This window comes from Botrimarina colliarenosi (assembly GCF_007859955.1).
Lineage (GTDB): Bacteria > Planctomycetota > Planctomycetia > Pirellulales > Lacipirellulaceae > Botrimarina > Botrimarina colliarenosi.
In genome coordinates, this window is record NZ_SJPR01000002.1 from 142,667 (window position 1) to 169,334 (window position 26,668).

Consider the following 26,668-nt stretch of genomic DNA (forward strand, 5'->3'; position numbering starts at 1 on the left):
CGCAAGCGTTGTCAATCGTTGCCCGCACTCTCCAACTCTCCTCGCTAGGTTCTGACACCGATGAAATTGTCATCAACGGCTCGCCTACTCGCCGTCGCGTTCCTGGCACTAGCAGCGAGTGCTGAAGCCAACGAAACGAAACGCCGCGTCTTCGTTCTCACCGATATTGAGAACGAGCCCGACGACGCGCAGTCGCTTGTACGTTTTCTCACCTACGCCAATCAGTTCGACATCGAGGGCCTTGTTGCGACGACCTCGATCCATCAGCAATCAAAGACGGCCGCCTGGCGGATAAGAGAGATTGTCGAGGCCTACGGACAGGTGCAGAAGAATCTCTTGCGGCACGAGCCCGGGTTCCCGACCGAGGAACGACTCCTCTCGGTCGTTTGCGAAGGAAGCCCCGACTACGGGATGAACGCCGTGGGGGAAGGAAACGACTCGACCGGTTCGCGGTTGCTTATCAAAGCGGTCGATCGCGACGACCCGCGGCCCCTCTGGGTTCCGGTGTGGGGCGGTCCCAATGTCCTCGCTCAGGCGCTCTGGAAAGTGCAGGCAACCCGGTCTCCCGAAGCGTTGGCCAATTTCGTCTCGAAACTTCGCGTCTACACGATCTCTGATCAGGACGACAGCGGACCATGGATCCGTAAGACCTTCCCGGACCTGTTCTATATCGCCAGCCCCGGGAAGCACGCCGGGGGCGCCTACCACTACGCGACCTGGAGCGGCATCAGCGGCGACAAGTTCCACGGGAGATTCAGCGGCGCCGACTTCAGCCTTGTTAACAACGATTGGCTTGACCGAAATATCCGCAAGAACAAGGGGCCCCTCGGCGCCCAGCACCCGCATACCGAGTTCTTGATGGAAGGCGACACGCCGAGCTTCCTCGGCCTCGTCCAAAATGGCCTCAACCGTCCCGAGCATCCCAACTGGGGTGGCTGGGGAGGGCGGTACGAGCTCTACACGCCGCGGACGCAGAAATGGTTCCAAGAGCCTGAGACTCGGCCGCTTTGGACGGACGCGGTTGACGAGGTGCTCGGCGTCGACGGAAACTGGCACACCAGCAACCATGCGACTATTTGGCGGTGGCGGTCGGCCTATCAAAACGACTTTGCGGCCCGGATCGACTGGTCGACTAAGTCGTACGACGAGGCGAATCATCCGCCGGTCGCCCGACTCGCCCACGCCGACCGAATCGCGGCTAAGCAAGGCGACACGATCACGCTTAGCGCCGTCGGCACGAGCGACCCGGACGGCGACGACCTCGCCTACGAGTGGTTCTATTACGGCGAAGTCGGGGACTTCACGACCTCTAGCGGAGGAACCGGGCAACCGCTCGAGATCAAGAATCACGATAAGCCGGAGGCGTCGTTCACCGTGCCCGATGGACGCGTCATGCCTCCCGGCACGGGCGACATGCACGTCATCCTCGCCGTTACGGATGACGGCGCTCCGCCGTTGACCCGCTATCGACGCGTGATCGTCACGGTCGGCCAATAAGCCAGCCGTGGCCGTGCATTAGAACCCCTGACGCAGGACGGCAGCGGATTGGATAAGTCGGAGCCGTGGCGTCGACGGACGGGGGCGTTCTGGGGGGATTTTCGGCGATTTCTCCTAAGATCGCCGGCCGGCGGTACATTGACTTGGCAGAGGAACCTCCTCGAATGGCCATAGTCCCGCATGCTGGGCGATCAGCGGGCTCGATCCTCCCTGCTTTTCCAGGAGGTTCGTGGCCGGACCCGCTCCGCTGATTGTTCTTGGGCCGATCGATCCTGGCCTGCTTCTTGTTCCAACTCATCGTTTCGATGTCTCGTCTTCTTCGCCTTCGTCTCGTCCTGCTCGCAGCTGGATTTCTCGGCAGCGCGTCGCCGCGATTCGCCGGCGCCGAAGGGTTTGACTTTCAGCTGATCCGCCCCGAGTTGGCGATTTCGTCCGAGGCGTCGATGGACCTCGACGCCGGGTGGCGCGAGCCACCGGTGATGGCCCGTACCCGTTGTTGGTGGTGGTGGCTCAACGGCAACGTCACCAAGTCGAGCATCACCCGCGACCTGGAAGAAATGAAGCGGCAGGGGCTTGGCGGCGCCAACATCATTGATGCGGGTGGCGCCGAGCAACGGGGCAACCGGCCTGTTCCTCACGGGCCCGACTTCGGGTCGACGGCCTGGCGTGAACTGTTCGTCCACGCCTTGCAGGAGGCGGACCGTCTCGGGCTGGAAATCGGCTTCAATATCCAGAGCGGCTGGAACCTGGGCGGGCCTACCGTGACGCCCGAGCAGGCGTCCAAAAAGCTCACGTGGACCACCGCGACCGTGCGAGGGGGGCGGAGAGAGACCCTCAAAATGGAGGCCCCTGCCGCACTGGGAGGGTTCTACGAAGACATCGCCCTCCTAGCGATTCCGGTGTCCACAAGCCGTCCCGACGAGCAGGCGATTAGAGTCTCAGTCGATTCGGCTCAGCCGGAGTTTCCGCCCGATGCAGTCCTCGACGGCGACCCCGCAACCTACTGGGTCTCTGGCACCTACGATCGGGGCGAGGGACCTAGCCTGTCGCAGCCACACCGTATGGAGTTTGAATTTGCGACGCCGGTTAAGCTGTCGCGGATCACGATCCAGCCACGACCGGGCTACGGTCCGAAACGGGGGTGGGTGCAGGCCAGCGATCACCCCAACCGTTGGCGCGTCGTCGGCCGCTGGTCGGCTAGAGATCCCGACGAGAAGGTGGAAGTCCTCCTCGAACCGACGGCTGCGAACCGTTACCGGCTCGTTCTTGTGGACGCCTTTGACCCCCGTAGCCCCGCCGCCCCACGCAACGTGCAGGTCAGTGAGGTCCAGTTCTTCGACGGAGACGTCGCGTTGCACCGCACGTCGTCGGGGCTCGCGATGATCGACAATTTCCGCCAGAAGGCCTATCACGACTATCCCGGCGCCTTCACCGCGACAAAAGCCGATCATCTGCTCGCGGTAGGCGAGGCAGACGCGTCGGAACGGACGCTCGCGGTTGGCGAAGCGATCGACCTGACCGACCGATTGCGGCCGGATGGATCGCTCGATTGGAAGGCGCCCGACGGGGTGTGGACCCTTCTTCGGATCGGCTACACGCTCTCGGGATCCAAGGTGTCAACGCACAGTGACGGTTGGGATGGCTGGGCGATCGACTATCTCGACCGCGACGCCTTCGCGCCATATTGGAACGCGGTCGTTGGCCCGCTGCTAGAAGCGGCGGGGCCGAGCGTCGGACGCTCGCTCAAGTACCTGCACACCGACAGTTGGGAACTCGGCCCCATCAACTGGACGCCAAAGATGCTTACGGCGTTTCATGAACGGCGCGGCTACGACATGCGACCCTATCTTCCGGCTCTCGCGGGCTATGTCGTTGGTGGCCGGGAGCAATCCAATCGGTTCCTCAACGACTTCCGCCGCACGCTCGCCGACCTGATAGCCGACGGGAAATACGCCGCCTTCCGTGAATTTGCGCATGCGGAAGGTCTCGGGATCCATCCCGAGTCGGGCGGTCCGCACGCCGCCCCGATCGACGCTTTGCAATGCCTGGGCCGCAACGACATCCCGATGGGCGAGTTTTGGGCCCGGTCGCAAACCCACCGGGTGAACGACTACGAGCGACTCTTCGTCAAGCAGTCCGCTTCGGCGGCCCACACGTACGGCCGTCGCCTCGTGCTTGCCGAGGCGTTCACCTCGATTGGGCCGCAATGGGAGAAGGACCCTTCCATGCTCAAGCCGGTGTTCGATCGCGCCGCTTGCGAGGGGCTCAACTTGGTGATGCTTCACACGTTCGCGGCATCGCCGAAGGAGATGGGACTGCCTGGCCAAGCCTACTTCGCGGGCACGCACATCAATCCCAACACGACGTGGTGGGACCAAGCCGACGCGTTTTTTGCGTACATGAATCGTTCGCAGTTCCTGCTTCAGCAGGGGGTGCCGGTGGCCGACGTGCTGCACTTTTACGGCGAGAATGTGCCGGGCTTCGTCCGTCTTAAGAACGACAACCCGGCCGGCGACCTCACCGGCTACGACTACGACGTCATCAACGCCGAAGCGTTGCTCGCCCGCGTTACCGTGGAAGACGGGCGATTGCTGCTTCCCGAAGGAACACGCTACGAAGTCCTCTCGCTCCCGGGGGGCCCTGCCTACGGTCTCGCGGTGCTGCGACGCCTCAATGAACTCGTTGAGGCGGGCGCCACCATCGTTGGGCCGCGTCCGTCCGGTCCGATGGGGCTGCTTTCCGAGGCCGACCAGCAAGAGTTCGACCGCCTCGTCAGCAAGCTCTGGACCGCTGATGGCCCGATTCGAACCATCGCGCCACGCGACGCGCTCCTGGAGGCCGGCGTCGCCACCGATTTTGACGACTCGCCGCCGAGCGGAGCCAAAGCAGGCCCCATTCTCGACTACTTCCACCGCCGTACGGATGATTCCGACATCTACTTCGTCGTCAATCGAGCCGTGGAGCCGGTCACGGCTGAGTGCCGGTTCCGCGTGGCGGGGCGTGTCCCTGAGATTTGGGACCCTCTCACCGGTCAGACCACCTCGGCTCGGACCTTCAAGATTGACAAGTTGGCTACCCGTGTTCCGCTATCGCTGTCTCCTGAGCAGGCGGTTTTTGTTGTCTTCCGTGGCCCGCCGACGGAGAAGTCCAGCGGCGATGAGGGACCCAACTTACCTGCCCCCGAGGCGGTTGCGCCGGTGGAGGTTGCTTGGAGCGTTCATTTCGACCCGGCCCATGGCGGCCCGAATGAGGCGGTCGTGATGGCCGAGCTCCGCGACTGGACCCTATCTGACGACTCAACGGTTCGATTTTACAGCGGGTCGGCTCTCTACGAGGCGGATTGGGAACTGTCGGCCGCCGACTTGGCTGATTTGAACGGACGACGCTCGTGGCTCGACCTGGGATCGGTCAAGAATCTAGCGTCGGTGCGGCTGAATGGCCACGAGTGCGGCGTCGCCTGGACGCCCCCGTACCGGGTGGAGACAACCGGCCATCTCCAGACGCGGAACCGTCTCGAAATTGAGGTCGTTAACCTCTGGCCCAACCGTCTGATTGGCGACTCGGCGTTGCCCGAGTCGGAGCGGATCACCCGAACCAACATCACGAAGTTCGGCCCGGATTCGCCCCTGCTCCCGTCGGGTCTGCTCGGGCCCGTTAAGCTGCTCAGCGATCCCTCACGCTGAGATCGTGCGTGCGTAACCGCTTGTCTAAGAGGGAGTTAGCGAGGCGATGGCCAACTGGTCAGGCTTTTTCTCGCTTTCGGGCTGAGGTGGGCCGTCCGCCGGACATTTCCCTTACTGAAGCCTCCTCTACCGTTGACGAAGCCGTTCTTCACCTAGCGATTCAGCGAATTAGCAAGCGTTCCCGTTAGTCTGGGAAAGCTGACTCAGCCGACTTGTTTGCATGGGCACAGACAACAACGAGATCGGTGACGCCGAACGTCGCACCCGATTCGTCGAGCTACTGAACGAGAGCCAAAGCCGGCTCTTCGGATTCCTGTACGCCCACGTCCTGAACATGGCGGATGCCGAAGACCTCAATCAACAAGTGGCGATGGTGCTATGGACCAAGTTCGACCAGTTCGAGCCGGGGACCGATTTCGGCGCTTGGGCGATGCGGGTAGCCGACTTCACGATCAAGAATTTCCTGCGGGGTAAGCGTCGGAGCAAGGTTTGCTTCAGCGACGAAGTCATGCAAAGGATCGTTGACCATCACGTGACCACCCCGGCCGAACAGGTTGCCCGTCGGAACGTGGCGTTGCGAGGGTGCCTGCAAAAGATCAAGCCGGACGATCGCAGCCTTCTGGAAAAGTGCTACGGGACGAGCGCGTCGATAAAGGAAATCGCCCGCGGGGAAGGCCGCTCGGCGGGCGCTGTTTATACCGCACTCAACCGTATTCGCCGGGCCCTGCTCGCCTGCATCCAGCGTAGCACCGGCGCGGAGGCCACGGTATGAGCAATCACGCCAACAACGCACGCGTCAACGAATTGATCGACTCCGCTCTCGCCGATGCGATGAGCGAGGCGGGACGGAAGGAACTGGAGCAGTTGCTGCTTGACAGCGACGAAGCCCTAGCGATTTATGCCCAACGCTGCCAATTCGAGACGGCGTTGCACTTCGAGATCCGCTCGGCGGCCGCGATGAAACGGGTCGACGCCGCTATCGCCGGCTTAGCAACTCCTCACACGACGACCGCCCATGAGACGGCGTTGTCGCAGGATGGTCTGCCTGCATCCTCTGCCGACGAACTACGCCGACGGGAGGAACGCGATCAAGGCCGTCGATTTCGCCGAACGGCCTCCTACCTGATCGCCGCGACACTACTAACAGGGTTCGGCCTCTGGTTTGCCCAACACCGCACCGCGATCGCAGCCGAGCGGCAGCCTCAGCCGATTGCGAGGCTCGAGGCGTTGGACAATGCCGAATGGTTTGGCGAGCAGTTGGCGGTCGGGCATCGGTTTGTCGAGGGGGAGTCGGTCTATCTCGCAAGAGGTTCGGCCCGGATCAGTATGGCCAGCGGGGCGGAGGTGCAGCTCCGAGCGCCTTGCTTCGTCTCGCTCGAAGACGCCATGCTCGTATGCTTGGAGGAAGGCGATCTAACCGCCCAGGTTGCGGATTGGGCCCACGGTTTTACCGTCGATACCGCCGCCCTGCGGGTCGTGGATCTAGGAACCAAGTTCGCGGTTTCAACCAACAATCTTGGCGTCGCTGAAGCCCACGTACTCGACGGCCGGGTGCGGGTTCTTCCGACAGTAAGTAATCCTGATTCGCCAAGAAGCCTGCTGCTCTCCGGCGGTGAGGCGTTGCGTATCCAGAGCGACTCGCGTGTCTCGACAAAATTGGTGGCTGACCGGGATCGGTTCAATGTCGAACTGAGTGACTTGCCCCCGTACAAGCCGATCCCCCTCGCGAACACCGGCAAGGGCCTTGATCTCGGAGATGAAGACCCGCATTGGCGCGTCGTTGCTGGGCCCGGTCAATCGCCCAGCGATTTCCGCCCGCAGTACGCGGTCACGTGTAACGCCGACGATCGTTACCTGGGGAATGATCCCGAGCACTCCCAATGGATCTCGCTATCCAACCCAGTCCGTCCCGGCGTGCCCGCGAATTCAGAGTTCACCTTCCAAACCCGCTTTGACCTGACCGGTTACGACCTCCGTTCGATTGTCTTGTGCGCGCAGGTGATTGCCGACAACGGCGTCAAGGCGGTACGCATCAATGGGCAAGCCGTCCCGTTTGATAGCTGGTTCCTCAACGAAAAGGGTCAGGTGTTCAATCGATTCCACGTGATCAACATCGCTGAAGGCCTCAAGCAAGGCGACAACCTCGTTGAGTTCGACGTCAGAAACGGCGTCGATCACTACGAAAGCAACGACAACCCGCTGGCCTTGCGGGTCGAGTGGTGCGCCTATGGCCGGCCAAGCTCAAACCCTTATGGGGCGGGCCAGCCGCTAGCGGATTCTCCCGACTTCGCTTCACCGTCTAGTTAGGACTTCGGATCGCTCCCGCTCACTTCACCCTTGTTGAAAGTACAAAGCGGAGAGGAAAGGGCGACAATTTGTCGTCAGGCCTCCCCATAGGACTCATCAAATAACTTCACGTGCCCCGGCTTAAGGTTGCGTGCGGGTCCGACACGCTCCGTCGATTCGCGAACGTTAGCTGCCGGCGAAGCGACACTCCTCCAATCTCACTTCAAATCTGTCAGGCGAAATCCGCCGAACGTCACGCCAAGGAACGTCCCACTATGAAAAATTCTCGTCTGTTTCGCGTAATCCTCAGTCGAGTCGCGGCCGCCACCGTCGTCGGTGTTTTCTCGCTTGGCTCCGGGGCTGCCGCCCAGGAGACGCTGTACGCCGACTCATTCTCCGGCACCGGCCCGCTGAACGGCGTCCTCGTTGAATCGGGAGGGCTGCAGAATGGCTCGGTCGCCTGGGGTGCCAGTTCCGCGTTCAACGCCGATGGCACGATCAATGGAGCCGACGAAGGGGGCGCCTACCTGCCGTTTCAGCCGCTCGTCAACTCGGTCTACACGCTCTCGATGAACGTGACGAACACGACCGATCGGTGGATCGCGCTGGGCTTCACTCGGGACGCGATCGGCGCACCCGGGGCCAGCGACCTGAACGACCGGATGTCGAACGAGACCGAGGGCATCGCTTGGATGCTGTACCGCAACAATGGCGCCGCGAACGCCGTCGAGTCGTTTGCCGGTCTGCGCACCTTAGGGGGACTCGCGCTCGATACGACAGGCCTCGATTTTAATGCGAACAACGAGCTGGAGATTCAGATCGACACCACCGGTGACGGCTCGAGCTTCACCGCCGACTGGCGCATCAATGGGGCGTCGCTCCGCAACGAGGTTGTGAACATCCCGGTGACTGACATCAACTTCGTCGGGCTTTCTTTCGACAATGCGACCACAGGCGTGCCGACCTTCGATAACTTCTTGCTGACAGGCCCGCTGACGCTGTTCGGTGACGTCGATGGCGACGGGGATGTCGACGGCGTCGATTTCGGCTTTATCCGCGACAACCTGTTCCTCGCCGGCGCCCTCCGTACGCAGGGCGACCTTACCGGTGACGGAACCGTTGACTTCGCTGACTACCGGCAATGGAAGGACGCCGCCGGCCCCGCCCTGGCGAGCCAGTTCACGTTCTCCGTTCCTGAGCCCGCTTCGGTTTTGCTGATGGTTCTGGTTGGCCTTGGGTCCGTTGGAGGATCGCGTCGGCGTGCGTGAACGCTCGACGCAACGTGTGACGCACCCGCGGATAACCCGACTCAGCACACTCAGCAAAACCAAAGGGCGAATCGCCATGAAGTACCTACTACCCGCCGCCGCTCTGGCGTCGCTGCTGGCCGCAGGGCCCGCCGCGATCGCGCAGCCGGCCGGCTCCTTGCTTTCGATATGGAATCTCGGAGGCGACGGCTCCGGCGCCGGCGACTGGAACACCGCTTCCAACTGGAATCCCGCGTCGGTTCCGGACGTTATCAATGAAGATTCCGCCGTCATCAACGGCGGCGGCGTCGCAACCGTCGCGGGGGTTTCCCCGACCGCGGGCGGTCTTGTCCTCGGCCAGAACGCGGGCGAGTCCGGGACTTTGCGAGTGACGGGTGGGTCGATCGTCTTCGCAGAGGATGTGAATTTCCCGGCGGATGGCAGTCTCCGAGTCGGCCAAGGGGGAACCGGAACACTCGAAGTCACGGGCGGTTCGCTCACCGCACTGAGCCTGTCTTCGGCGGGTGAGGCCGGAAGTCTAATCAATCTGTCCGGGACAGCCACCGTGAACGCCGGCAGTGCGTCGCTCGCCCGCACCACGCGGGTAACCGGACCGGATGTGCAATTCGCGACCACTAACTCGCTGTCGTTGACCGGTACGCATAACCTGATCGCCGACATCACCGGCCCAAGTCATTCAACCATCGATGTAGGCGCGACGGCGACGCTCGGCGGCGCGCTCAGTGTTGAGTTCAATGGTTACATGCCGTCCATCAGCGACACGTGGAACCTGTTTTCGGCGTCGACGGTGAGCGGCGCTTTTAGCGCGATCAACGTCGCCGGCGCCACGTTTGGAGCGGGCCAGGCTTTGAATGTTCGCTCGGTTCCCAGTGGCGGCGACACCCTTGTGCAGTTGTTCCTCGAGCAGCAACTCGTCTTGCAAGTGGATCGGGCGACAGGCGTCGTTTCGATCACCAACCCGGGCAGCACCGGCGTGGTTCTCGACGGCTACTCGGTCCGGTCGCCCAACGGCTCTCTGTCGCAGGGTGGTTGGAATCCGCTCGCGAGCCAGATCGGTTCGGGTTGGACCGAGGCCAATCCCTCCGCCTCCGCGCTGAACGAGATCATCAACGGCTCGAACGCAACGACCATTGGCGGCGGGGTCTCGTTCAACCTCGGCGGCGTCTACAACCCGGCCGCTCCGACCGAGTTTGGCGCGCCGTCGGAAGACTTGACCTTCCAATACACGGCGCCCGGGAGTGGAAACATAACCGCCACGGTCAGCTACACCGGGGCGGGGGTGATCAACGATCTGGTCCTCTATGTCGATCCCTCCACGGGACAAGCGACCCTGCGGAATGCGTCGCCCTTCAACGTGGCGATTGAGGCCTACACCATCACCTCCGAGTCCAGCGCACTCGACACAGCGGCGTGGACAAGCCTCGATGATGCGGGCGTCGAAGGGGGAGCTTGGGTCGAGGCGAACCCGTCCGCCGCACGCGTTTCGGAACTCATGGACAGCGGGATAACCGAGCTCGGTGTGCACCGGTCGTTCGATCTGGGGGGGCTTGTCAACGGTGGAGCCGAGGACCTGGTGTTCCAGTACCTCTTGGCAGGCGAGGCGGCCGCCCGTACCGGTGTCGTCGTCTACGAAGCGGCCCCGGCGCAGGTGCTCCTTCCAGGTGACTACAACGATGACGGCACGGTCAACGCTGCCGACTACACCGTCTGGCGCGACGCGCTCGGCACGGCCACGACGCTACCCGGCGACACCTCCCCAGGCGGCGTGGCGGCGGTGGACTACACGGTGTGGGCTAGCAACTACGGCGCGACCGCGGCCTTGTCGGTCGCCGTTCCTGAGCCGGGCGCGCTGGCGGGAATCCTCGCGGGTCTGCTGCTGGCAAGTGGACGTCGTCGCTCAAGGGCGTAGAGGGGCTGAGGATCTTTTAAACGGTTCTGCGATTCTTTCTTTTCACTTCTGGAGTAGTTCTGATGAGACACCTTCGATTGGCAAGCCTCGTGGCGACGCTTGCCGCCGCCGCTTCTTCCGCTCCGGCCGCGACGCTGCTATCCGAGTCGTTCGCGGGCGCCGGCGGCGCGCTCAATGGCACGACGGACGACACCGCGGGTGTCGCGTGGCAGTCCGGCCCGGCTTTCCTCGACGACGGCACGATCAACCGTGTCGTTGCTGGTGGAGCGAACGGAGAAGCCGCTTTCCTCCCCTTCGTTCCCGCTCCCGGCAACATCTACTCCCTCTCGGCGACCGTCGCCAACTCGCAGGGCTCGTGGGTCGCTCTCGGCTTCATGCCGGCGCTCCCGTCGGGTGGCGACTGGACCGTCACGGACTTTAGCGTCCGTCACTCGAACAACGGGGCCCACGCTTGGATCCTCACTCGCGCCAGCGGCGGCAACGATCAGGAAGCATTCAATGGCCCCGGGACCGCGAACGGCGCCTTCGGTGGCGATATCGCCGACCCGAACTCGCCTGTTGATATCGGGATTGTGCTGAATACGGCCGATCCCACTTGGACGGCGGAATACTTCTTCAACGGCGCGTCGCAAGGCGTCTTCAACCTTGCCGCGACGGCAAACACCGGCATCGCCGGCATTGGACTGAGCCGCGACCGAAACGACGCGGCGGGCCCCGGCGCCTCGGTCAGCAACCTTGTCCTCACCGGAGTCACCGCCGTTCCCGAACCGGCTGCTGCGGGTCTGGCAGCCCTCGCATTGGCGGCCGTGGCGGCCGTTCGGCGTAAGGACTGACGACAGAAAAGCTTTGGCGCCCCGCCGGTGGTGCTTCTCTGCCGGCGGGGCGTTTCTTCTAATCTCTAGCGACGGAATAGCAATAGCATGTCACGCAAGCCCTCGGCCTTTACGCTCGTCGAGCTTCTGGTGGTCATTGCGATCATCGGGGTGCTGGTCGCCTTGCTGCTGCCAGCGGTCCAAGCGGCCCGCGAGTCGGCCCGCCGCATGCAGTGCGTGAACCAGATGAAGCAGTTTGGACTGGCGTTCCTCGGCTATGAGGACACCGCGGGTTCGTTCCCAGCGGGCCGTCAGGGTTGCGACAACAACCTCGTCGCTAAGGAATGCCAGAATCTTGGTAAGGGCCTCGGAGGCGGCGACATGGGCAAGAGTGGGGCCAGCGCCTTCCTGCCGACGCTTCCCTACTTGGAAGAACAGCAGCTGTTCGACCTCTGGCACATCGATGACGTCGCCATTTGGTACGTCGACCCCTCCAACAATTGGTACCGCAATCCCGATGTCGAGCGGGCGCTCGCACAGAGTGTGGAGCTTTTCAATTGCCCGAGTGACAACTCTGAGCCGTACGCGCTCTACAAGCATCACGTGCCGACCAGCGGCCGCGCCGACATCCCCGTGAGGGCGGGGAGCTACGGGCTCTCGATGGGGCCGATCGGTCCGACGACGCCCTTTCCCGGCAACGACGTGAAGTTCGACAACACCGGCATGTTCGTCTACGGCCGCCGCTTCCGCATCCCTGAGATCACCGACGGCCTTAGCAAGACGTTCTTCACCGGCGAGACGAAGAATGGCCACGACCCGAACAGCTCGAGCATTTACTCCAACGGCAACCGCTGCAATCTCATGCGATCAACCTATTTGCCGTTGAACTACCCGGTCGATGTCGGGGCGGTTGTCCAAAACGCCGCCGAAGCGGGTGGCCCCGGCGGTTTCACCAATTGTACGTTCTCAAGTCCGCATCCCGGTGGAGGGAACTTCCAGTTTGGGGATGGGCACGTGTCATTCCTCACCGACGCCATGTCGGATGAGCTGTATCAGGCGATCTCGACGCGCAGTCAGGGCGAGGTCATCGTCGAGTAGGCCGACCTCCGCGGGGCGTTCTCGCGGCGAGACAGCGAACTGTACCGAGAAGAGCAAGAATGCAACGGACACTCTACGCACCGGCGCTGCTACTGCTACTGGCCTGCGGCTGCGGAGACGGTCGCCCAACGCGGGCGCCGGTCGCTGGCCAAGTGCTCATCGATGGCCAGCCCGTCCCTTTCGGGATGGTCAAGTTTGTCCAGCCAGAGACGCGAGCGGCGAGCGGGCGCCTCGACTCTGAGGGCCGATTCACGTTGTCTTGCTTCGAGAAGAACGACGGCGCCATCCCCGGCGTTCACAAGGTGTCGATTACCGCCACCGAGGGCATCAACGAGCGGACCACCCGTTGGCACGCTCCCAAGAAGTACGCGAACGAAAACACCTCAGGGATCGAGATCACCATTGACGGCGCGACGGACGACCTCGTCATCGACCTAACCTGGGACGGCAAAGGGCCGTTTATCGAAAAGCAATGAATCGAAGCATCACCTTGGAACGCCGCCCACTTCTTGTTGATAGTTGCAAACGTCTCGGCCTCGTCTTCGTGTTGGGCCTCATAGCGATCCCTTCCGCCGCCGTTGATGTCTCGATCGTACCAATCGGTGGCGCGTTCGCTGCGAACAGCATGAACCATGTCGCGTTCCGTCAGAACTCGTTGAAGACGATCGGCGATCAGCAGTTCGCCGCTTACTACGACGACAACGGCTTGGTGACGGTCGCCCGTCGGACGCACGGCTCCGCGCAGTGGGACGAGTTCAGCACCATCTATACGGACAACAACTCGGGCCTCACCGATGACCACAACGTCATCGCCTTCGGCGTCGACGGCGACGGCTACATGCACCTGTCATGGGGCATGCACAACGACGATCTGCGCTACATCAAATCGACGCAGCCGGTGACTGGCGCCGCGCCGATCGCCTTTGGCGCGGAGATTGACATGGTCGCCCCGCTAGACGAGGGGCTCGTCACCTACCCTCAGTTCTACGACCTACCGGGCGGAGACTTGCTTTTCATGTACCGGACCGGCGGCTCGGGGAACGGTGACACGCAGGTCAACCGCTACGACAACGCCACGGCTTCGTGGAGCGCCCTGCACCGACCGCTTTTCGATGGCAGCATCGCCGGAGACGGGCTGCCTAGCGTGAACAACTACCCGAACACGCTCGCGTTCGACTCGCAGGGCGCCATCCACTTCTCGTGGACGGTGCGCGACACCCCCGACTTTCAAACCAACAAGAATCTCTACTACGCCAAGAGCACCGACAACGGCGCCACTTGGCAGCGGAGCGATGGGTCTTTTTACCCGCTCCCCTTCGGAGAGATTCATTCAGAAATTGCCGTTGCGATCCCCGAGCAGAGCTCGCTGATCAACCAGGCGTCGATGACGACCGACGCCAACGATCTTCCGGTGATGGCCACCTGGTGGGCGCCCGGTGCGCAGCAGGGAAACCACACACGCCAGTACATGCTTGTTTACAACGACGGGACCGATTGGCAGACCTCCCAGATCACCAACCGGGCGCCGGAGCCGAAGCAAGGGGCCTCGACCGTTCGCGACCTAGCCCGGCCGATCGTGGTCGTCGATGACGAAGACCGCGTGATTGTCGCCATGCGGTACGACGAGCGTGGCGACGTCATCACAATCGCCCACAGCGAGGACCGCGTGAACTGGGACTTCGTCGACCTTTCGACCGAGGGCCTCGGGACGTACGAGCCGAACTACGATGTCGATCTTTGGAAACGCGAAAACAAACTGCACCTGCTCTACCAACCGGTCGGACTCGGGCAAGCGAACTCGACGCTTTCCGTCCTCGAGTGGGACGCCCGGGCCTATTTCGCTGGCCTGAACGCACCCAAGCTCTCCCTCAGCGTGGATCGCTCTTCGGGGAGGGTGACGATCGTCAACGCTTCCGACGCAGCGGTCGAAGCGGATTCCTTCTTGGTGTCGTCCCCGTCAGGCCAGCTCGACCCTGCGGGGTGGATCGGGCTGTCGGACCAGGGCGTCACCGGTTGGCAAACGGAGACCGCGGGCCCGACACAATTGAGTGAGCAGGGGCCGACCGCCCTGTCGTTCCCCGCCGGCGCGTCGGTCGGCATCGGCTCTCCCTACGCGAACGGAGTTGCCTTCGGGGTCGACGGACCGGAGGACCTGACGTTCACCTACTCGGCCGGAGAGGGCGAACCCGTCACCGCCACGGTCAAGTACGTCGGTGAGTCGTCGAACAATCTCACCCTCTTCGTCAACGCAGCGACCGGAGCCGCGCGGCTAGAGAATACGTCGGCCTTCTCGGTCGCGATCGACGGATACCGGATTGTCTCCGACTCGGCGGGTCTGCGCCCCAGCCAATGGGTGAGTCTCGCCAACGCCGCCGGCGGTGATTGGGAGGAAGCGAATCCTTCCCCCAACTCGCTCGCCGAGTTGCTACCCAACGGCGAACTGTCTCTCGTCGGAGACGACGGGTTTGATTTGGGCGCTCCCTTCGATCCGACGGCCCAGCAAGACTTGATCTTCGAGTATCTCGTGGTGGGCGAGTCGACACCGAGACGGGGCGTCGTCCGATACCAGTCGCTCACCGCGACGCTGGAAGGCGACTACAACGCGGATGGCATCGTCGATGCGGCCGACTACACGGTTTGGCGTGATCAGTTGGATCAGTTCGCCACGCTGCCGGGCGACGTCACGCCAGGCCTGGTCAGTCTCGACGACTACGCACGGTGGCGCGACAACTTTGGCGCTACGCTAGCGCCGAACGTCGCCGGGGTTCCCGAGCCGGTCGGCATCGTGGGCCTTGTCGTCGCCGTATTGCTTCAGTCGATGCGGCGAGGCCACCCGCTCTAGTTTGCCCCGCGTTCTACCTTGGCAGCTCGGCCTGTCGTGGCGGCCCCTCTTGGCGGCTCGCCGTCGAGCCAGCCACCGCGGAATCCGGCCCGTTCAAGGCCTACCCGCAGGTAGGGGCTCCGCTTCATGAGGTCCCAAACAAAGCCGGTACGGCAGTTCTCCGCCATCAAGAGAAGGGGCCCCTGGTCGATGCCCAGATAATCCGTGTCGAACCAGCCCTTCTCGGGATCTACAACGCCACGCTGTAGCGCGACGTTGGCATAGCGAAAACTCGGGTTGAACGCGTCACGAAACCCATACTTGCCGTAGAGCCGGTCGCCGTAACGCTCCCGCATGGTCCGCATCGCGGCGAGGCACTCGTCCGGAGCGAAGGGAAGCGAACCACCGGCTGCGGTCGGAGCGATGGTGCCGTCGTCAATGACCCCGTCCGCGCTGGCGCCTCGCGCCAGGTAGGTGTGAAACCGACGCTTGTCGCCTCGATAAACCTGCTCGACATTGGCGGGACCGTCGCACGCCGTGAGGCCCCAGACATCTGCGTCGTAATCGCGCCAGCCGTTTGGGTTCGCGATCGCGTAGCGTCGTTGAGCGAGCGTCGCACGACGGGAGTTCTCGAAGTAGTCGAGGCCTCGCGCCCGCAGGTAATCGTCGCTGACGCCCCGCAAGTCCACCCAACACGCCGTGTACTGGTGGCCGAAGAGGGGGGAGAAATTGACGTGCTCGGAACCTAAGAACTCGGCCCACTCGTAGGTCGATGTGAACGCGTCCCAGGCGGCGGGCTTGATCGGGTGCGTCGGCGATCCCAGCGCCAGCGCGTAGAGGAACATCGCCTCGTTGTAGCCCCGGTAATCGGCGCCGCCGAAACCGCCCGCTTCGGGCTTCCACCCCATCGCCAGCAGCGGCGGGCGTGGCTGCATCCAATCCCATTCGACACGGCGATAGAGGTCGTCGGCCAGCTCACGGATAGCGGGCTCCGGAGCGGCGTCGCCGTCGTAGTACTCACGGGCCGCGAGCACGCCCAGCATCAATAGCGCCGTGTCGATGCTCGACAGCTCACACGTCCGCCACCTTCTGCCGGACTTCATGTCAAGGAAGTGGTAGTAGAAGCCACGCCACCCCGTCGAGTCGCTAGGGTCCTGGCTCTGAGCCGATTCACGGAAGAAGCGGAGCGTCGTCATGGTCCGCTCGGCCGCGTCTTCCCGACTCACCCAGCCGCGTTCGACGCCGACGGTGTAGGCGGTCAAACCGAAGCCAACGGCGGCGATGCTCGACGGCGAGGGGCTCGGCCAACGGTCCGGTGTCAGGCCGTTGTCCTGCGGGGTGGTCTCCCAAAAGAACTGGAAGGTGCGCCGCTCGAGGTCGTCGAGGAAGAGGTCCACGGCGCGGGCTGGAGTGGGTCCCACCAGGCAAGCAATCAGTACAAAGGCGGCGGGGAGGCCCCGGCGAAGGCTTCGCATACTTAACTACAGATGTCGATTTGAAGATTCGGAGGCGCTACCAAATGAGAGAGGGAGCGGACCAAACCCGCTCCCTCTCTCACCACCCCGCAGAAACGCATTTTCGCTTGGAATGAGGCAAAGATCCGATACTTACAAACCACTGATTGTCTCGCCATCGTGACGATGGCCCAATCGATTGAAGTTCTCGACATCAATATCGAACGATAAGAATTGGACCGACCCGTCAGCAAAAACGGCGTTGATTCCCCCCGAGTGCGCCGATCCCAGGAACCAGTCACCGGCATTGTCACAAGCGTTCGTTGGACCAAATAAGTTGGTTAGCTGAGCGTCCCGAGAGACACTGCTTTGATCCGACTTGCCAGGAGGCGACGAAATGTCGTTATCAGAGCGGGGAGCAAACAGAGTCGTCCGCATGTTATTGCAGTCCCAGCCGTCCGCCCATCCGCGGTCGTCGCCCGCGTTTATACTTTCTGACATGCCTTCAGGCTGGTAGCCTACACCGTCCCGCAACTCTTGCGGCACCCACTTTTCGGCGATCAGCATCGTCTTGCTCGATCCGTCAGTGATTTTGGCGAACGTCATTTTCATGCCGAATCCTGAGCGCTCTCCGCTCGGCGGGTTCGGCAAGTAGTCGGTCCTTTGGATGACGCCACGGAACTGAACGTGTTGTTCTTGAGGTCTCGCCTTCAAGCCGTTCACCTGAGGGGCCGAGGGCACGCCTCCGCCACAGGGAGCACATCCCTGGGTTGATTGCATCAATCGATTGAGCGGCGAGGGGTTTAGCGGGCTGGCGAGCATCGCATCCATATCGCTCGCGCTGGCCATTTCGGATCGTGCCGGCGCCGCCGAGACGCCGGCGTAGTCAATCAGGCTGATTCCCGAAGAAACGCCGACGGTCACGCCGCGTCTAGAAGGACAGTTGTACAACGAGATCGGATACTTCGAGAGCTGTGAAGATTGCACGATGCCCGATAACGAGTTTTCCTCGAGATAGGGGAGCAGCTGGTAGAACGCGCAAAGCCCTTGCTCCTGCGGTCCGTTCGGTGGGCCTTGGCGCAAGTTGGCGGTTGGTTGTGAGAATGTGTCCGCCAAAAAGTTTTCAATCAAGACCCCCGCGCTGGTGCCCCCCGTCGGGAACTGGTTGTAACTGTCGTAGAAGTTCTGGGCGGCCAGCCCGATGTTCTTCAGATTGTTCTTGCACTGCGTCCGCCGCGCCGCCTCTCGGGCGGCCTGTACGGCGGGTAGGAGTAGGGCGACCAAAATACCGATGATGGCGATTACCACCAACAACTCGACCAGGGTAAAGCCAAGACGTCTGGATAAGTTTTCGGATTGATTTTCCATAGTCATCGCCATTTCTCTTTGGAGTGCTCCTGCCCGGGTGGGCACCGAGTGACAAGTAACTCAATCACACTCAGTTCGTCCGCCGCGTTGAGGCGGCAAGCAGGGCCAGAACAACGAGCAGACCCGCCGCAGGCTCGGGGATGGTGGTCGCTAAGCCTGGCGCCGATGTGGCGCCGTAGTTGTTCGCCCACAGCGTGTACCCAGCCGGGCTGCTATCGGGAGATCCCCCGTCGCGCCACACGGTGTAGTCAGCGGCGTCCACCACGTTGTCGCCGTTGTAATCGCCCGGCAGACCGGTCGCCGCGACCATCAGCGAGAAGTCGTCCCAGAACGCCGACTGTTGACCAGATTCGGCCGCAGCGAAGTTGCTAATGATCCCCGAGACCCGGACATCCGTCGTGCCAGTTGGAGCGGTACCCGTGACCGAGTGCGTAGTCCAGCTATTGGCCGCGGCAGTTTTTCCGTCATCACGAAGGTCGAGAACGACCGAGTCGATCAACCCGCCTTCGGAATCTAGGAACGCCAACTCAATCACGGTCTTGTTCTCGTCGGTCAGGCTCTCATCACCGACAAATGCGGGCTCCCAACGAGCCCCAGCGCTGAAGGTGTACGCCGTGCCTGGCGTGCCTGCGACGGTTTGACTGACGGTCCCCGAGCCGCCCGCCGCAAGCGGCAAGTACGGGCTGATCCAGATGCCGTTAGAGCCACCTGTGTCAGGGTTGTTGGCGAAACCCGCCCCGCGAATGATGTCCGTCGAGGTGTCGGGATTCTCAACAAAGTCAAAGTACTCTGAGAGGATCTCTTCGGCGGTCGGTGGAACCGGCGGCAAGATATTGAGGTTCGGGTTCATCAGTAGCTCCATCGTCGGAGCGTCCGATGTCGTCAGCGAGAAATTGTCAACGAACGCCGACTGCTGTCCCGTATTCACGTTGTTTCTTGTCATGCTGAGGCCTTGCGCCCGGACTCGCACCGACGCGGCGCCGGCCGGCGCGACCCCGACGATGGGAGCCACTTCGGGGTTGCCGTTGGTGCCCGAGTAGCCCAGGCCGTTGATCAACTCAAGCGTCAAGTCGCGGATCATCGGTGAGCCAATCACGGCACCACCTGAATCGAGGAAGGCCATCTCGAATTCGGTCCGGAAGCCAGGTTCCTCCATGCCACCCAAGTAGTTCGCCTCGAACAGGGCGTCGCCGGTGAAGGTGTAGGTCTGGCCCGGTGCTGCGGCCACCGTCTGCGAAAGAATCGCGTCAACGGGTCCCACGGGGGTCGCCCCTTCGGTGGTGCCGACGAAGGGCCGGAACCAGAGGCCGCGATGGTTAGTATCGATATTGAGGGGATCGATCGGGTTGTCGGCGACGCCGCCCAGCAGCGCCGCCGAGTTGACCAGCATCGATGGATTAGCCGTCACATACTCAAGCAGTGTCCAGGACGGAACTTCGGGGCCTGCGGCGACCGGCGGCACTTCGAATCCACCCGAAGTCAGCAACTCAATCGCCGAAGCTCCCTGGGTAGATCCCAAGACCGCCAAGCCTAGGAGAGAACACGCAAAAATTCGCCATGGGATCGACATGAGAAGCTTTCCTTTAGAGGTGGCCAACCAGCAGAGAAGTCAATTCGAGGATAAGTGACTCCAATCGCAACAAGCTGCGCAACGGAAGTGCGTCTGTGCTATTGGAAGTCGAGCGAGAAACCGCTTCGCGGAGACTCACCGTGCAGTAACTTGCCCCGGTGGGCTTTACGCCTAACGGGGCGATGAAAAGTAGATGCTGATAAGTAGGGTGTCCGCGATGCTCCGGCCCCCGACATACGACGGGTCGCTGCACCAAGGACCGCTCACACGCAGTAAATCACGTCTTGCAGACCTTTGCAAGCGCTTTCAGTGTGGTTTTTCGACCCTGTTTTGGCAAACTCGCAGCGCCCGGGCAGCGTTCACGCAGGCCGCGAACGCGTCTACAGCGTGCCGCAAGACTCGCGCACCACGAGGCGGGTGGGCAGAGTTACCCGCGTCGAGGGACGATCTGGCTCGGCCAAACGCTGGCAAAGCAGCTCGATCGCCTTGGAGCCCATTTCGGCCATCGGCACGTGGACGGTCGTAAGCCGGGGGCGGGTCAGCTGGGCGATCCGGGTATCGTCGAACCCGACGACTCGGAGGTCGTCAGGAACGGCGAGGGTGGCGGCGATCGCCGCATCCACCACGCCGGCCGCCATTTCATCGTTGGCGGCGAAGACGGTCACGCCCGAGGCGGCCCAATCGCGGACCCGTTCGGAGGCGAAATCGAAGGCGGTCTCGTAGCTGTAGTCGAGGTGGGCGATGTCATCCGGATCGGGCCGAATTCCGACCTCAGCGAGCACCTTACGGTAGGCGTTCAACCGGTCGATCGTGTCGAGGTTGGTCTCGTGGCCGCCGAGAAAAACGATACGCCCGCGTGGGTTCGACGACACCAAATAGCGGACCAAGGCCTCGGCGCCGTTGTGGTGATCGATCGTGACCGTGTCGTGCTTCGCGCCCTGGATGTCCCCGTCAAGCACCACGAGTGGCGTCGACGAATTCGCCAGGGTCCGGCGGATCAAGGAACTCATCTCGGTGACCATGACGACAATGCCATCGACAAGGCCTTGGGCGCCAACGACCGACAACACGTCCTGCCCATCGTCGTCGGCGCTGACGGACGAAACGAGCAAATGAAAGCCCAACTCGCGTGTCTTGAGATTCGCCCCCCGGATGATTTCCGAATAGAACTCGCCGTGCAGGTCGGGCAGAACCAAGCCGAGGACGTTGCTCTTGCGGAGCATCAAACCCCGCGCGAAGACGTTGGGACGGTACCCAAGCTCCGCGATTGCGGCCTCAACTCTTTTGCAGGTCTCGGCGTTGACAATGTTCCGACGGTTGAGAACGCGCGAAACGGTACTAATCGAGACGTTAGCCTTTTTCGCAACGTCTTCGATCGACGCGGCCATCGGCGGGCGGGGCTGAAGGATCCCGCGTCTGGAAGGCGGGACGGGAGCGGGAGTTATCGGCGTCGCTAGCGTAGCCCGCGATTGGCCGTACAGCAACGCGGTTGTCGACTTAGCGACTCGAGGGCCGCCTCGTCGGAGCTTCGGCGGTCGACGCCGATTCGGTGAGTTGGAGCGTCGCATCGAGCGGGACCGAAGAGTTTCCCCCCACACCAAGGCGAAACTCGCCCGGCTCCAGAACGAGGGTCCCGTCGTTGTCGTAGTAGGCGAGATCGTCTGTCGAGAGGGCGAATTCGAGTGTCTCGCTCTCGCCCGGCTCCAGCCGGCCCCGGCGGAACGCCTTCAGCTCTCGTACCGGGCGGACGATGCTCGCGGTGACGTCCTGGACATAGAGCTGGGCGACCTCTTCCGCCACGACGCTTCCGGTGTTCGTTAGCGATACGCGGACTCCCACCGTCTGTCCCGGCCGGAGGGAAGGTGTACTCAGTTCAACGGCGCCGTAGGAAAAGGTCGTGTAGGACAGCCCAAATCCGAACGGGTAAAGGGGGAACGGGTCGACGTCCAGGTAATGCGAGCGGTACTTCTGCAGCTCGGGGAAATCATCGCGGCCCGACCCGAGCAAGGCTCGGGTTTCAGGCAACGCCGGGCGCCCCGTGCTGGGGTGGTTGTAGTAGAGCGGGCTCTGCCCGACCTGCTTGGGGAACGTCACCGGTAGCTTGCCGCTGGGCGATTCGACTCCCAGTAGGAGGTCCGCAATGGCGGGGCCACCCATCGTGCCGGGGTGCCACGCGTACAGCACCGCGTCCGCGACGGCAGTCTCGTCGCCAATCGTGAGGGGCCGGCCGGCAAGCACGACGAGGACCACCGGTGTCCCGGTTTGCTCAACGGCCCGGACCAGTTCACGTTGTGAACCGGGCAGTCGGAGGTTGGCGCGACTGCGGGCCTCACCGCTGAGATTCCACCCCTCGCCGACACAGACAACCGCGACATCGGCCTCCGCGGCGGCGTCGCGAGCGGCCTCGATGCCAGCATCCGACTCGTCAATGCTCGATGCCGCCCCGGCCGAATAGGCGACCTCTATTTCTGGGCCAAGCGCCTGCTTCAATGCGCTGAGCACGGTAACCGCCTCGTCGGGATTGCCGTCCAGCATCCAGCAGCCGAGCTGATCGCGAGCGGCGTCGGCGAGCGGGCCGATAACAGCGACTCGCTTGAGTTCACTCGGCGTGAGCGGGAGCGTCTGCGCCTCATTCTTGAGGAGGACACAGCTTTCTCTCGCGAGTTGGCGGGCCGTTTCGCGCGGGCTCGCCTGCGACCCCGCCGGGCGCGGTTGCTCATCACGCGGCATCGCGAAGCGGAGTTTGACACGCAGAACCCTAAGCACGGCGTCGTCGAGAGCCGCGGTGCTGACAGCTCCCGACTCAATGAGATCGACGAGATTCTCCCGATAGGTTGTCGTCGCCATCTCCATATCAAGACCGGCCGTGAACGCGAGCCGGGCCGCTTCGCGGTGGTCCGCGGCGTAACCGTGATCGATCATTTCGACGACAGAGCCCCAATCGCTTACGACCAGTCCATCGAAGCCCCAACCTTCCTTCAGCGTTTCGGTTATCAGTTGGTAGTGGCCGGTCGCGGGAACGCCGTTGACGGTGCTGAAACCGGTCATAAAGGTCGCGCAGCCCACGTCTACTGCCGTATGGAAGGGGGGCAAAATGACGTTGTTCAGCTCGCTGATCGAGACCTCGGCCCGGTTGTAATCACGCCCCCCTTCGGTCAGACCGTAGCCGGCAAAGTGCTTCGCGCAGGCCGCGATCCCCTCGTAAACGGTGGCGCCGTCCGACCCCTCGGCGGGTTGCTGGTAGCCTTCAATCATGGCTGCGGCGACGGCCGATCCGAGCACTGGGTCCTCGCCGGCCGACTCGGCGACCCGGCCCCAGCGGGCGTCGCGGCCGACGTCGATCATCGGCGCGAAAGTCCAATTGACCCCTTTCGCCGACGCCTCGTCGGCGGCGATGGAGGCGGCTGCTTTGATCAGATCGGGGTCCCAGCTGGCCGCTTGGCCGAGGGGGATCGGGAAGACCATTTCGAAGCCGTGGATCACGTCGCGGGGCGTCAGCAGCGGCAAGCCGAGACGCGACTCCTCAATAGCTATCCGCTTCGCTCGTCGGGTTTGCTCGGGGCTGCCGGTGTAGAACAGCGAGCCAATCCTGCCCGCCCGCAGGTCTTTTACCGTCTCTTCGGGGAGGTCGGCGCCGAAGACCGCGACTTGGCAAAGCTGTCCGATCTTCTCACGGAGGCTCATTTCGGCGAGCACCCGCTGTGCGATTTTGTCGACCGTGCCCGATGTCAGGTCCATGCTGACTGCGGGGAGTGCTTCTGGCTCGATCAGCGGGTCGGCGGTCTCCCCCTCGGTGGTTTCGACCTCCGGGTTGATCGCCGCGGCGTCTTCTCCGCTGGCGATCGCCGTGTACCAGCCCAAGGCGAGGACGATCCCCACGGACGCAAGGCATCGAGGCGCGAGGCGCGATCGCCGGGGGGCGTGGTGGCTCATGGTGGTGAAAAGCGGATTTGGAGAGAGATGAGGAGCTTCCATGGTTAGCATATGACCTCAACGCCACGTCGACTGCAAGCGTTTTCATGCCTTGCTATGATGGGGTTTCTCATCTTCTGCCTCGTCACAGCCTCGTCACAGCCTCTTCGAGCCCCGCTCGTCCCACCGGGACCATCATGCCGCAACACCATGGCGCCCTGCTCGGATTCCCTCTCGTCGTCGTGGCGATCTTAGGCGCCAAGGCTCCGGCTCAGGACTTGGCGGCTTTCCGTACTGACCAGATCGCACGGCTGCAAAACTACGTCCTCGACGCCATTCAGCCGTCGGGGCTGGTCCGCGACTCGCTCGTGCTCAACCCGGCAGCGAGCAGCTTCCACCCCGCCACCCCCGACGCGGCCGGCTTCGCACTGGTTTCGCTCGCCGCTTTCGACCAGCTGGGAACGCTCCCCAACGCCGGGCAGAAAGTGGTCGATATCCTCCGGGCTTATAACGGGCTGACCCCCGGCGTCACGCCGCTGCGGTCGCCCAACGGGCATTACCTGCATTTCCTCGACATCAACACGGGCGGCGATCCCCCCGGTTGGGACGACAGCTACAGCCCGATCGGTTCGGCTCTTGTGGTCGCCGGCGCCCAGTTCGCCCGAAATCATTTCGCCATGGCGGGGTCGCCGTTGGCGGGTGAGATTGATGCGCTAACGCAGACGCTAACCGAATCGATCGATTTCAACGCGGCGATCCACCCCAGCCGCGATGGCCGGGTGTGGCTCGACATGACCAGTTCGGGTGGCGGGGCAGGGGGCGCCGTCCGGCCTTGGAACGAGTACCAGCTTGTTGTCAGCCTGGCGCTCCGACAACAAGGCAACAACGACCGCGCCGTTGCGGTCCGCCGGCAATGGCTCAACGCCCAGCTCGCGCCGAAGCAGAGCTACCAAGGGATCGTGACCGCAACGGACAGTCCGAGCGGTTTCGCTCCCGCCTTCTGGACGCAGCAGGCGCAATTCTTCAACGGCGATTTTCGAAACGACCCCAAGTTCCAGACGCTGCTAACAAACCAACAGCGGGCCGACCGTCAGTACTCGGCGCAAGTGCTCGAGGAAGCCTATCGCTACGGACTGACCGCCGGCGTCAGTCCGGACGGCTACTACGCCGACCGGATTCTCGACCACCCGGGCGAAGTCTTCTCTCCCGAGGCGGTCGCCGCCTGGGGCGATATCGAGACGCTCCTCGACTTTGCCGCCGACCAGCCGCCGGCGTCCGACCCCCGCTATCGGTACGGCTTGGTGAGGGTCTCCGACGCGCAGCCTGGTTGGGTCCCCAACGACGCAGGGCTCGTTGATCACCTGTTCCTGTTGTTTGGGCTGGTCGAAAGCCTGGAACCCTCATTCTTCGCCGAACGCGTCTTTGCTCCTTTGGCCGCCGGCGACTTTAATTTCGACGGCTCGGTCGATGCGGCCGACTACACCGTGTGGCGAGATTCGGTCGGAACGACGAGCAACATGGCTGCCGACGCCGACCTGGATGGCGATGTCGATGTCGTCGACCGCCTTCTCTGGGCCACGAATTACGGCGCTGGATTCGGCGTGGCGACAACCCGCAGCGTCCCCGAACCGGGCGGCTTGATCTTGGTCACTATTGGCCTCGTATGGGCGTCAGCCGGTCGACGTAATCGCTAGTCAATCAGATGCAGCACGCGCGGTAGCCAGAGGGACAAGGCCGGGATAAATGTAACCGCGATCAGTGCGGCGAGCATCGCCGCAAAGAACGGCAGCATCGGACGTACGACCTGCGAGATCGGCACTTGCCCGACGCCGCAGCCGATAAAGAGGCACGTGCCCACCGGTGGGGTGCAGAGTCCGATGCAGAGGTTCACGATGATCATCACACCGAAGTGGACCGGGTGCATGCCCAACTCGGTCGCGACGGGCAAGAAGATCGGCGTAAAGATGAGCACCGCGGGCGTCATATCCATGAACGTGCCGACAACGAGCAACAGCGCGTTCATCGTCAGGAGGATGATGACGGGATTCTCCGATAGGCCGAGCATCGCGTCGCTTACGGACTGAGGGATCCCCTGAATCGTCATCACCCAACTCATGGCTTGACTGGCGCCGATCAGCAGAAAGATCACGGCGGTCGTCGAGGCCGAACGGACGCAGAGCCGCGGCAGATCGGTCAGCTTGATCTCGCGGTAAAAAACGACCGTGAGCACCAGGGCGTACAGCACAGCGATTGCCGAGGCCTCGGTGGGGGAGAAAACGCCTCCCAAGATGCCGCCCAGGACGATCATCACAAGGAACATCGTCGGCGCCGCTTGCAGCGCGGAGGCGGCGATGCTCGGACCGCGCTCGTCCCCCTCGGCCGCGATGGCGGAAGCCGGCGTCGTGAGGCGGCACGCGACCATGATCGCCAAACCAATCAACACGCCCGGCAGGACGCCCGCCAAGAAGATCGCTGCGACCGACACGCCCCCCGCCACCAGGGCGTAGACGATCATGATATTGCTGGGGGGGATCACCAGCCCCGTGGTGGCCGCCGTCGTGGTGACCGCCACGCTGTAGGGGCGGCCGTACCCCTTACGCACCATCTCTGGGATCAGCATGCCGCCGACGCTCGAGACCGCCGCCGTGGCGGACCCGGAGATCGCGCCGAAGAGCATGCAAGTGATCGTCGTCACATATGACAACGCGCCGCGGCGGGGCCCCACGACGGCGGACGCCAAGGCGACCAGCCGTCTCGCCATGCCCCCTTCGCCCATGAGCGCGCCGGCGAGCACGAAGAATGGGATCGCCAGCAGCGGAAAGCTCGCGATCCCGGTGCTCAGCCGTTGGGCCACGGTGTAGCACGCCGGCGTTTCCGCCAGCGAGGCGAGCGTCAGCAGCGCCGAGATCCCGAGTGCGACAGCGATCGGAGCGCCGAGCACCAAGAGCACGCCGAAAGCAACAACTAGAATCGCGGTTTGAGGGTCCACT

17 protein-coding genes and 1 pseudogene are annotated in these 26,668 nt (G+C 63.0%); 11 read left to right on the plus strand and 7 right to left on the minus strand.

Annotated elements, in window-relative coordinates:
• Positions 1-60 precede the first annotated feature (60 nt).
• The 10 genes from Pla108_RS08690 to Pla108_RS08735 all read left to right on the plus strand — a co-directional run bounded on the left by Pla108_RS08690 (position 61) and on the right by Pla108_RS08735 (position 15,395).
• Positions 61-1,497, plus strand: a complete 1,437-nt coding sequence (locus tag Pla108_RS08690) for a DUF1593 domain-containing protein (protein WP_197526404.1) — start codon at positions 61-63, stop codon at positions 1,495-1,497.
• A 305-nt stretch (positions 1,498-1,802) separates the two neighbouring features.
• Positions 1,803-5,180 (plus strand): glycosyl hydrolase, encoded by a 3,378-nt coding sequence (locus tag Pla108_RS08695; RefSeq protein WP_146444554.1) that lies wholly within the window; start codon positions 1,803-1,805, stop codon positions 5,178-5,180.
• Positions 5,181-5,400: 220 nt separating this feature from the next.
• A complete protein-coding gene (locus tag Pla108_RS08700) occupies positions 5,401-5,952 on the plus strand; it encodes a sigma-70 family RNA polymerase sigma factor (RefSeq protein WP_146444555.1) in 552 nt (183 codons plus the stop codon).
• Complete coding sequence (locus tag Pla108_RS08705; RefSeq protein WP_146444556.1) at positions 5,949-7,487, plus strand: FecR domain-containing protein; 1,539 nt, start codon at positions 5,949-5,951, stop codon at positions 7,485-7,487. The genes Pla108_RS08700 and Pla108_RS08705 overlap by 4 nt, the downstream gene beginning before the upstream one ends.
• A gap of 254 nt (positions 7,488-7,741) precedes the next feature.
• The gene (locus tag Pla108_RS08710) at positions 7,742-8,734 is read left to right on the plus strand and encodes a PEP-CTERM sorting domain-containing protein (protein ID WP_146444557.1); all 993 of its coding nucleotides are present in this window, start codon (positions 7,742-7,744) and stop codon (positions 8,732-8,734) included.
• Positions 8,735-8,810: 76 nt separating this feature from the next.
• On the plus strand, positions 8,811-10,643 hold the full coding sequence (locus Pla108_RS08715; RefSeq protein ID WP_146444558.1) for a PEP-CTERM sorting domain-containing protein: 1,833 nt from the start codon (positions 8,811-8,813) through the stop codon (positions 10,641-10,643).
• Positions 10,644-10,705: 62 nt separating this feature from the next.
• Complete coding sequence (locus tag Pla108_RS08720) at positions 10,706-11,476, plus strand: hypothetical protein (protein ID WP_146444559.1); 771 nt, start codon at positions 10,706-10,708, stop codon at positions 11,474-11,476.
• Between the two features lie 87 nt (positions 11,477-11,563).
• Positions 11,564-12,553: a DUF1559 domain-containing protein gene (locus tag Pla108_RS08725; RefSeq protein WP_146445080.1), complete on the plus strand. Its 990-nt coding sequence runs from the start codon at positions 11,564-11,566 to the stop codon at positions 12,551-12,553.
• 59 nt (positions 12,554-12,612) lie between these two features.
• Entirely contained in the window at positions 12,613-13,029 is a 417-nt protein-coding gene (locus Pla108_RS08730; protein ID WP_146444560.1) for a hypothetical protein, read from the plus strand.
• Positions 13,026-15,395, plus strand: a complete 2,370-nt coding sequence (locus Pla108_RS08735; protein WP_146444561.1) for a BNR repeat-containing protein — start codon at positions 13,026-13,028, stop codon at positions 15,393-15,395. The genes Pla108_RS08730 and Pla108_RS08735 overlap by 4 nt, the downstream gene beginning before the upstream one ends.
• Here Pla108_RS08735 and Pla108_RS08740 read toward each other — a convergent pair.
• The 6 genes and pseudogenes from Pla108_RS08740 to Pla108_RS08760 all read right to left on the minus strand — a co-directional run bounded on the left by Pla108_RS08740 (position 15,392) and on the right by Pla108_RS08760 (position 23,645).
• Positions 15,392-16,849 carry a glucoamylase family protein gene (locus Pla108_RS08740; protein WP_146444562.1) on the minus strand — a complete coding sequence of 486 codons (1,458 nt, stop codon included), beginning with the start codon at positions 16,847-16,849 and terminating at the stop codon, positions 15,392-15,394. The genes Pla108_RS08735 and Pla108_RS08740 overlap by 4 nt on opposite strands.
• A 132-nt stretch (positions 16,850-16,981) precedes the next feature.
• The gene (locus Pla108_RS08745) at positions 16,982-18,208 is read right to left on the minus strand and encodes a DUF1559 domain-containing protein (protein WP_261342518.1); all 1,227 of its coding nucleotides are present in this window, start codon (positions 18,206-18,208) and stop codon (positions 16,982-16,984) included.
• Between the two features lie 58 nt (positions 18,209-18,266).
• Positions 18,267-19,715 (minus strand): hypothetical protein, encoded by a 1,449-nt coding sequence (locus Pla108_RS08750; protein WP_146444563.1) that lies wholly within the window; start codon positions 19,713-19,715, stop codon positions 18,267-18,269.
• 431 nt (positions 19,716-20,146) lie between these two features.
• Positions 20,147-20,989, minus strand: coding sequence for a LacI family DNA-binding transcriptional regulator (locus Pla108_RS08755; protein ID WP_231934396.1), 843 nt, complete (start codon positions 20,987-20,989; stop codon positions 20,147-20,149).
• A gap of 30 nt (positions 20,990-21,019) precedes the next feature.
• A pseudogene (locus tag Pla108_RS21610) lies at positions 21,020-21,334 on the minus strand (LacI family DNA-binding transcriptional regulator); the annotation flags it as partial.
• Entirely contained in the window at positions 21,264-23,645 is a 2,382-nt protein-coding gene (locus Pla108_RS08760; RefSeq protein WP_197526406.1) for a glycoside hydrolase family 3 N-terminal domain-containing protein, read from the minus strand. The pseudogene Pla108_RS21610 and the gene Pla108_RS08760, both read right to left, overlap by 71 nt.
• A gap of 230 nt (positions 23,646-23,875) precedes the next feature.
• Here Pla108_RS08760 and Pla108_RS08765 point away from each other — a divergent pair, with 230 nt between their 5' ends.
• On the plus strand, positions 23,876-25,372 hold the full coding sequence (locus Pla108_RS08765) for a PEP-CTERM sorting domain-containing protein (protein ID WP_197526407.1): 1,497 nt from the start codon (positions 23,876-23,878) through the stop codon (positions 25,370-25,372).
• Here Pla108_RS08765 and Pla108_RS08770 read toward each other — a convergent pair.
• Positions 25,369-26,667: a TRAP transporter large permease gene (locus Pla108_RS08770; RefSeq protein ID WP_146444566.1), complete on the minus strand. Its 1,299-nt coding sequence runs from the start codon at positions 26,665-26,667 to the stop codon at positions 25,369-25,371. The genes Pla108_RS08765 and Pla108_RS08770 overlap by 4 nt on opposite strands.
• Position 26,668 lies beyond the last annotated feature (1 nt).

Coding starts and splice junctions, on each gene's coding strand:
- Pla108_RS08755 (WP_231934396.1), bottom strand. CDS start 20,989: ATGCTCCGCAAGAGCAACGTCCTCGGCTTGGTTCTGCCCGACCTGCAC.
- Pla108_RS08745 (WP_261342518.1), bottom strand. CDS start 18,208: ATGGCGATGACTATGGAAAATCAATCCGAAAACTTATCCAGACGTCTT.
- Pla108_RS08715 (WP_146444558.1), top strand. CDS start 8,811: ATGAAGTACCTACTACCCGCCGCCGCTCTGGCGTCGCTGCTGGCCGCA.
- Pla108_RS08720 (WP_146444559.1), top strand. CDS start 10,706: ATGAGACACCTTCGATTGGCAAGCCTCGTGGCGACGCTTGCCGCCGCC.
- Pla108_RS08740 (WP_146444562.1), bottom strand. CDS start 16,849: ATGCGAAGCCTTCGCCGGGGCCTCCCCGCCGCCTTTGTACTGATTGCT.
- Pla108_RS08735 (WP_146444561.1), top strand. CDS start 13,026: ATGAATCGAAGCATCACCTTGGAACGCCGCCCACTTCTTGTTGATAGT.
- Pla108_RS08695 (WP_146444554.1), top strand. CDS start 1,803: ATGTCTCGTCTTCTTCGCCTTCGTCTCGTCCTGCTCGCAGCTGGATTT.
- Pla108_RS08700 (WP_146444555.1), top strand. CDS start 5,401: ATGGGCACAGACAACAACGAGATCGGTGACGCCGAACGTCGCACCCGA.
- Pla108_RS08725 (WP_146445080.1), top strand. CDS start 11,564: ATGTCACGCAAGCCCTCGGCCTTTACGCTCGTCGAGCTTCTGGTGGTC.
- Pla108_RS08710 (WP_146444557.1), top strand. CDS start 7,742: ATGAAAAATTCTCGTCTGTTTCGCGTAATCCTCAGTCGAGTCGCGGCC.
- Pla108_RS08730 (WP_146444560.1), top strand. CDS start 12,613: ATGCAACGGACACTCTACGCACCGGCGCTGCTACTGCTACTGGCCTGC.
- Pla108_RS08690 (WP_197526404.1), top strand. CDS start 61: ATGAAATTGTCATCAACGGCTCGCCTACTCGCCGTCGCGTTCCTGGCA.
- Pla108_RS08705 (WP_146444556.1), top strand. CDS start 5,949: ATGAGCAATCACGCCAACAACGCACGCGTCAACGAATTGATCGACTCC.
- Pla108_RS08765 (WP_197526407.1), top strand. CDS start 23,876: ATGCCGCAACACCATGGCGCCCTGCTCGGATTCCCTCTCGTCGTCGTG.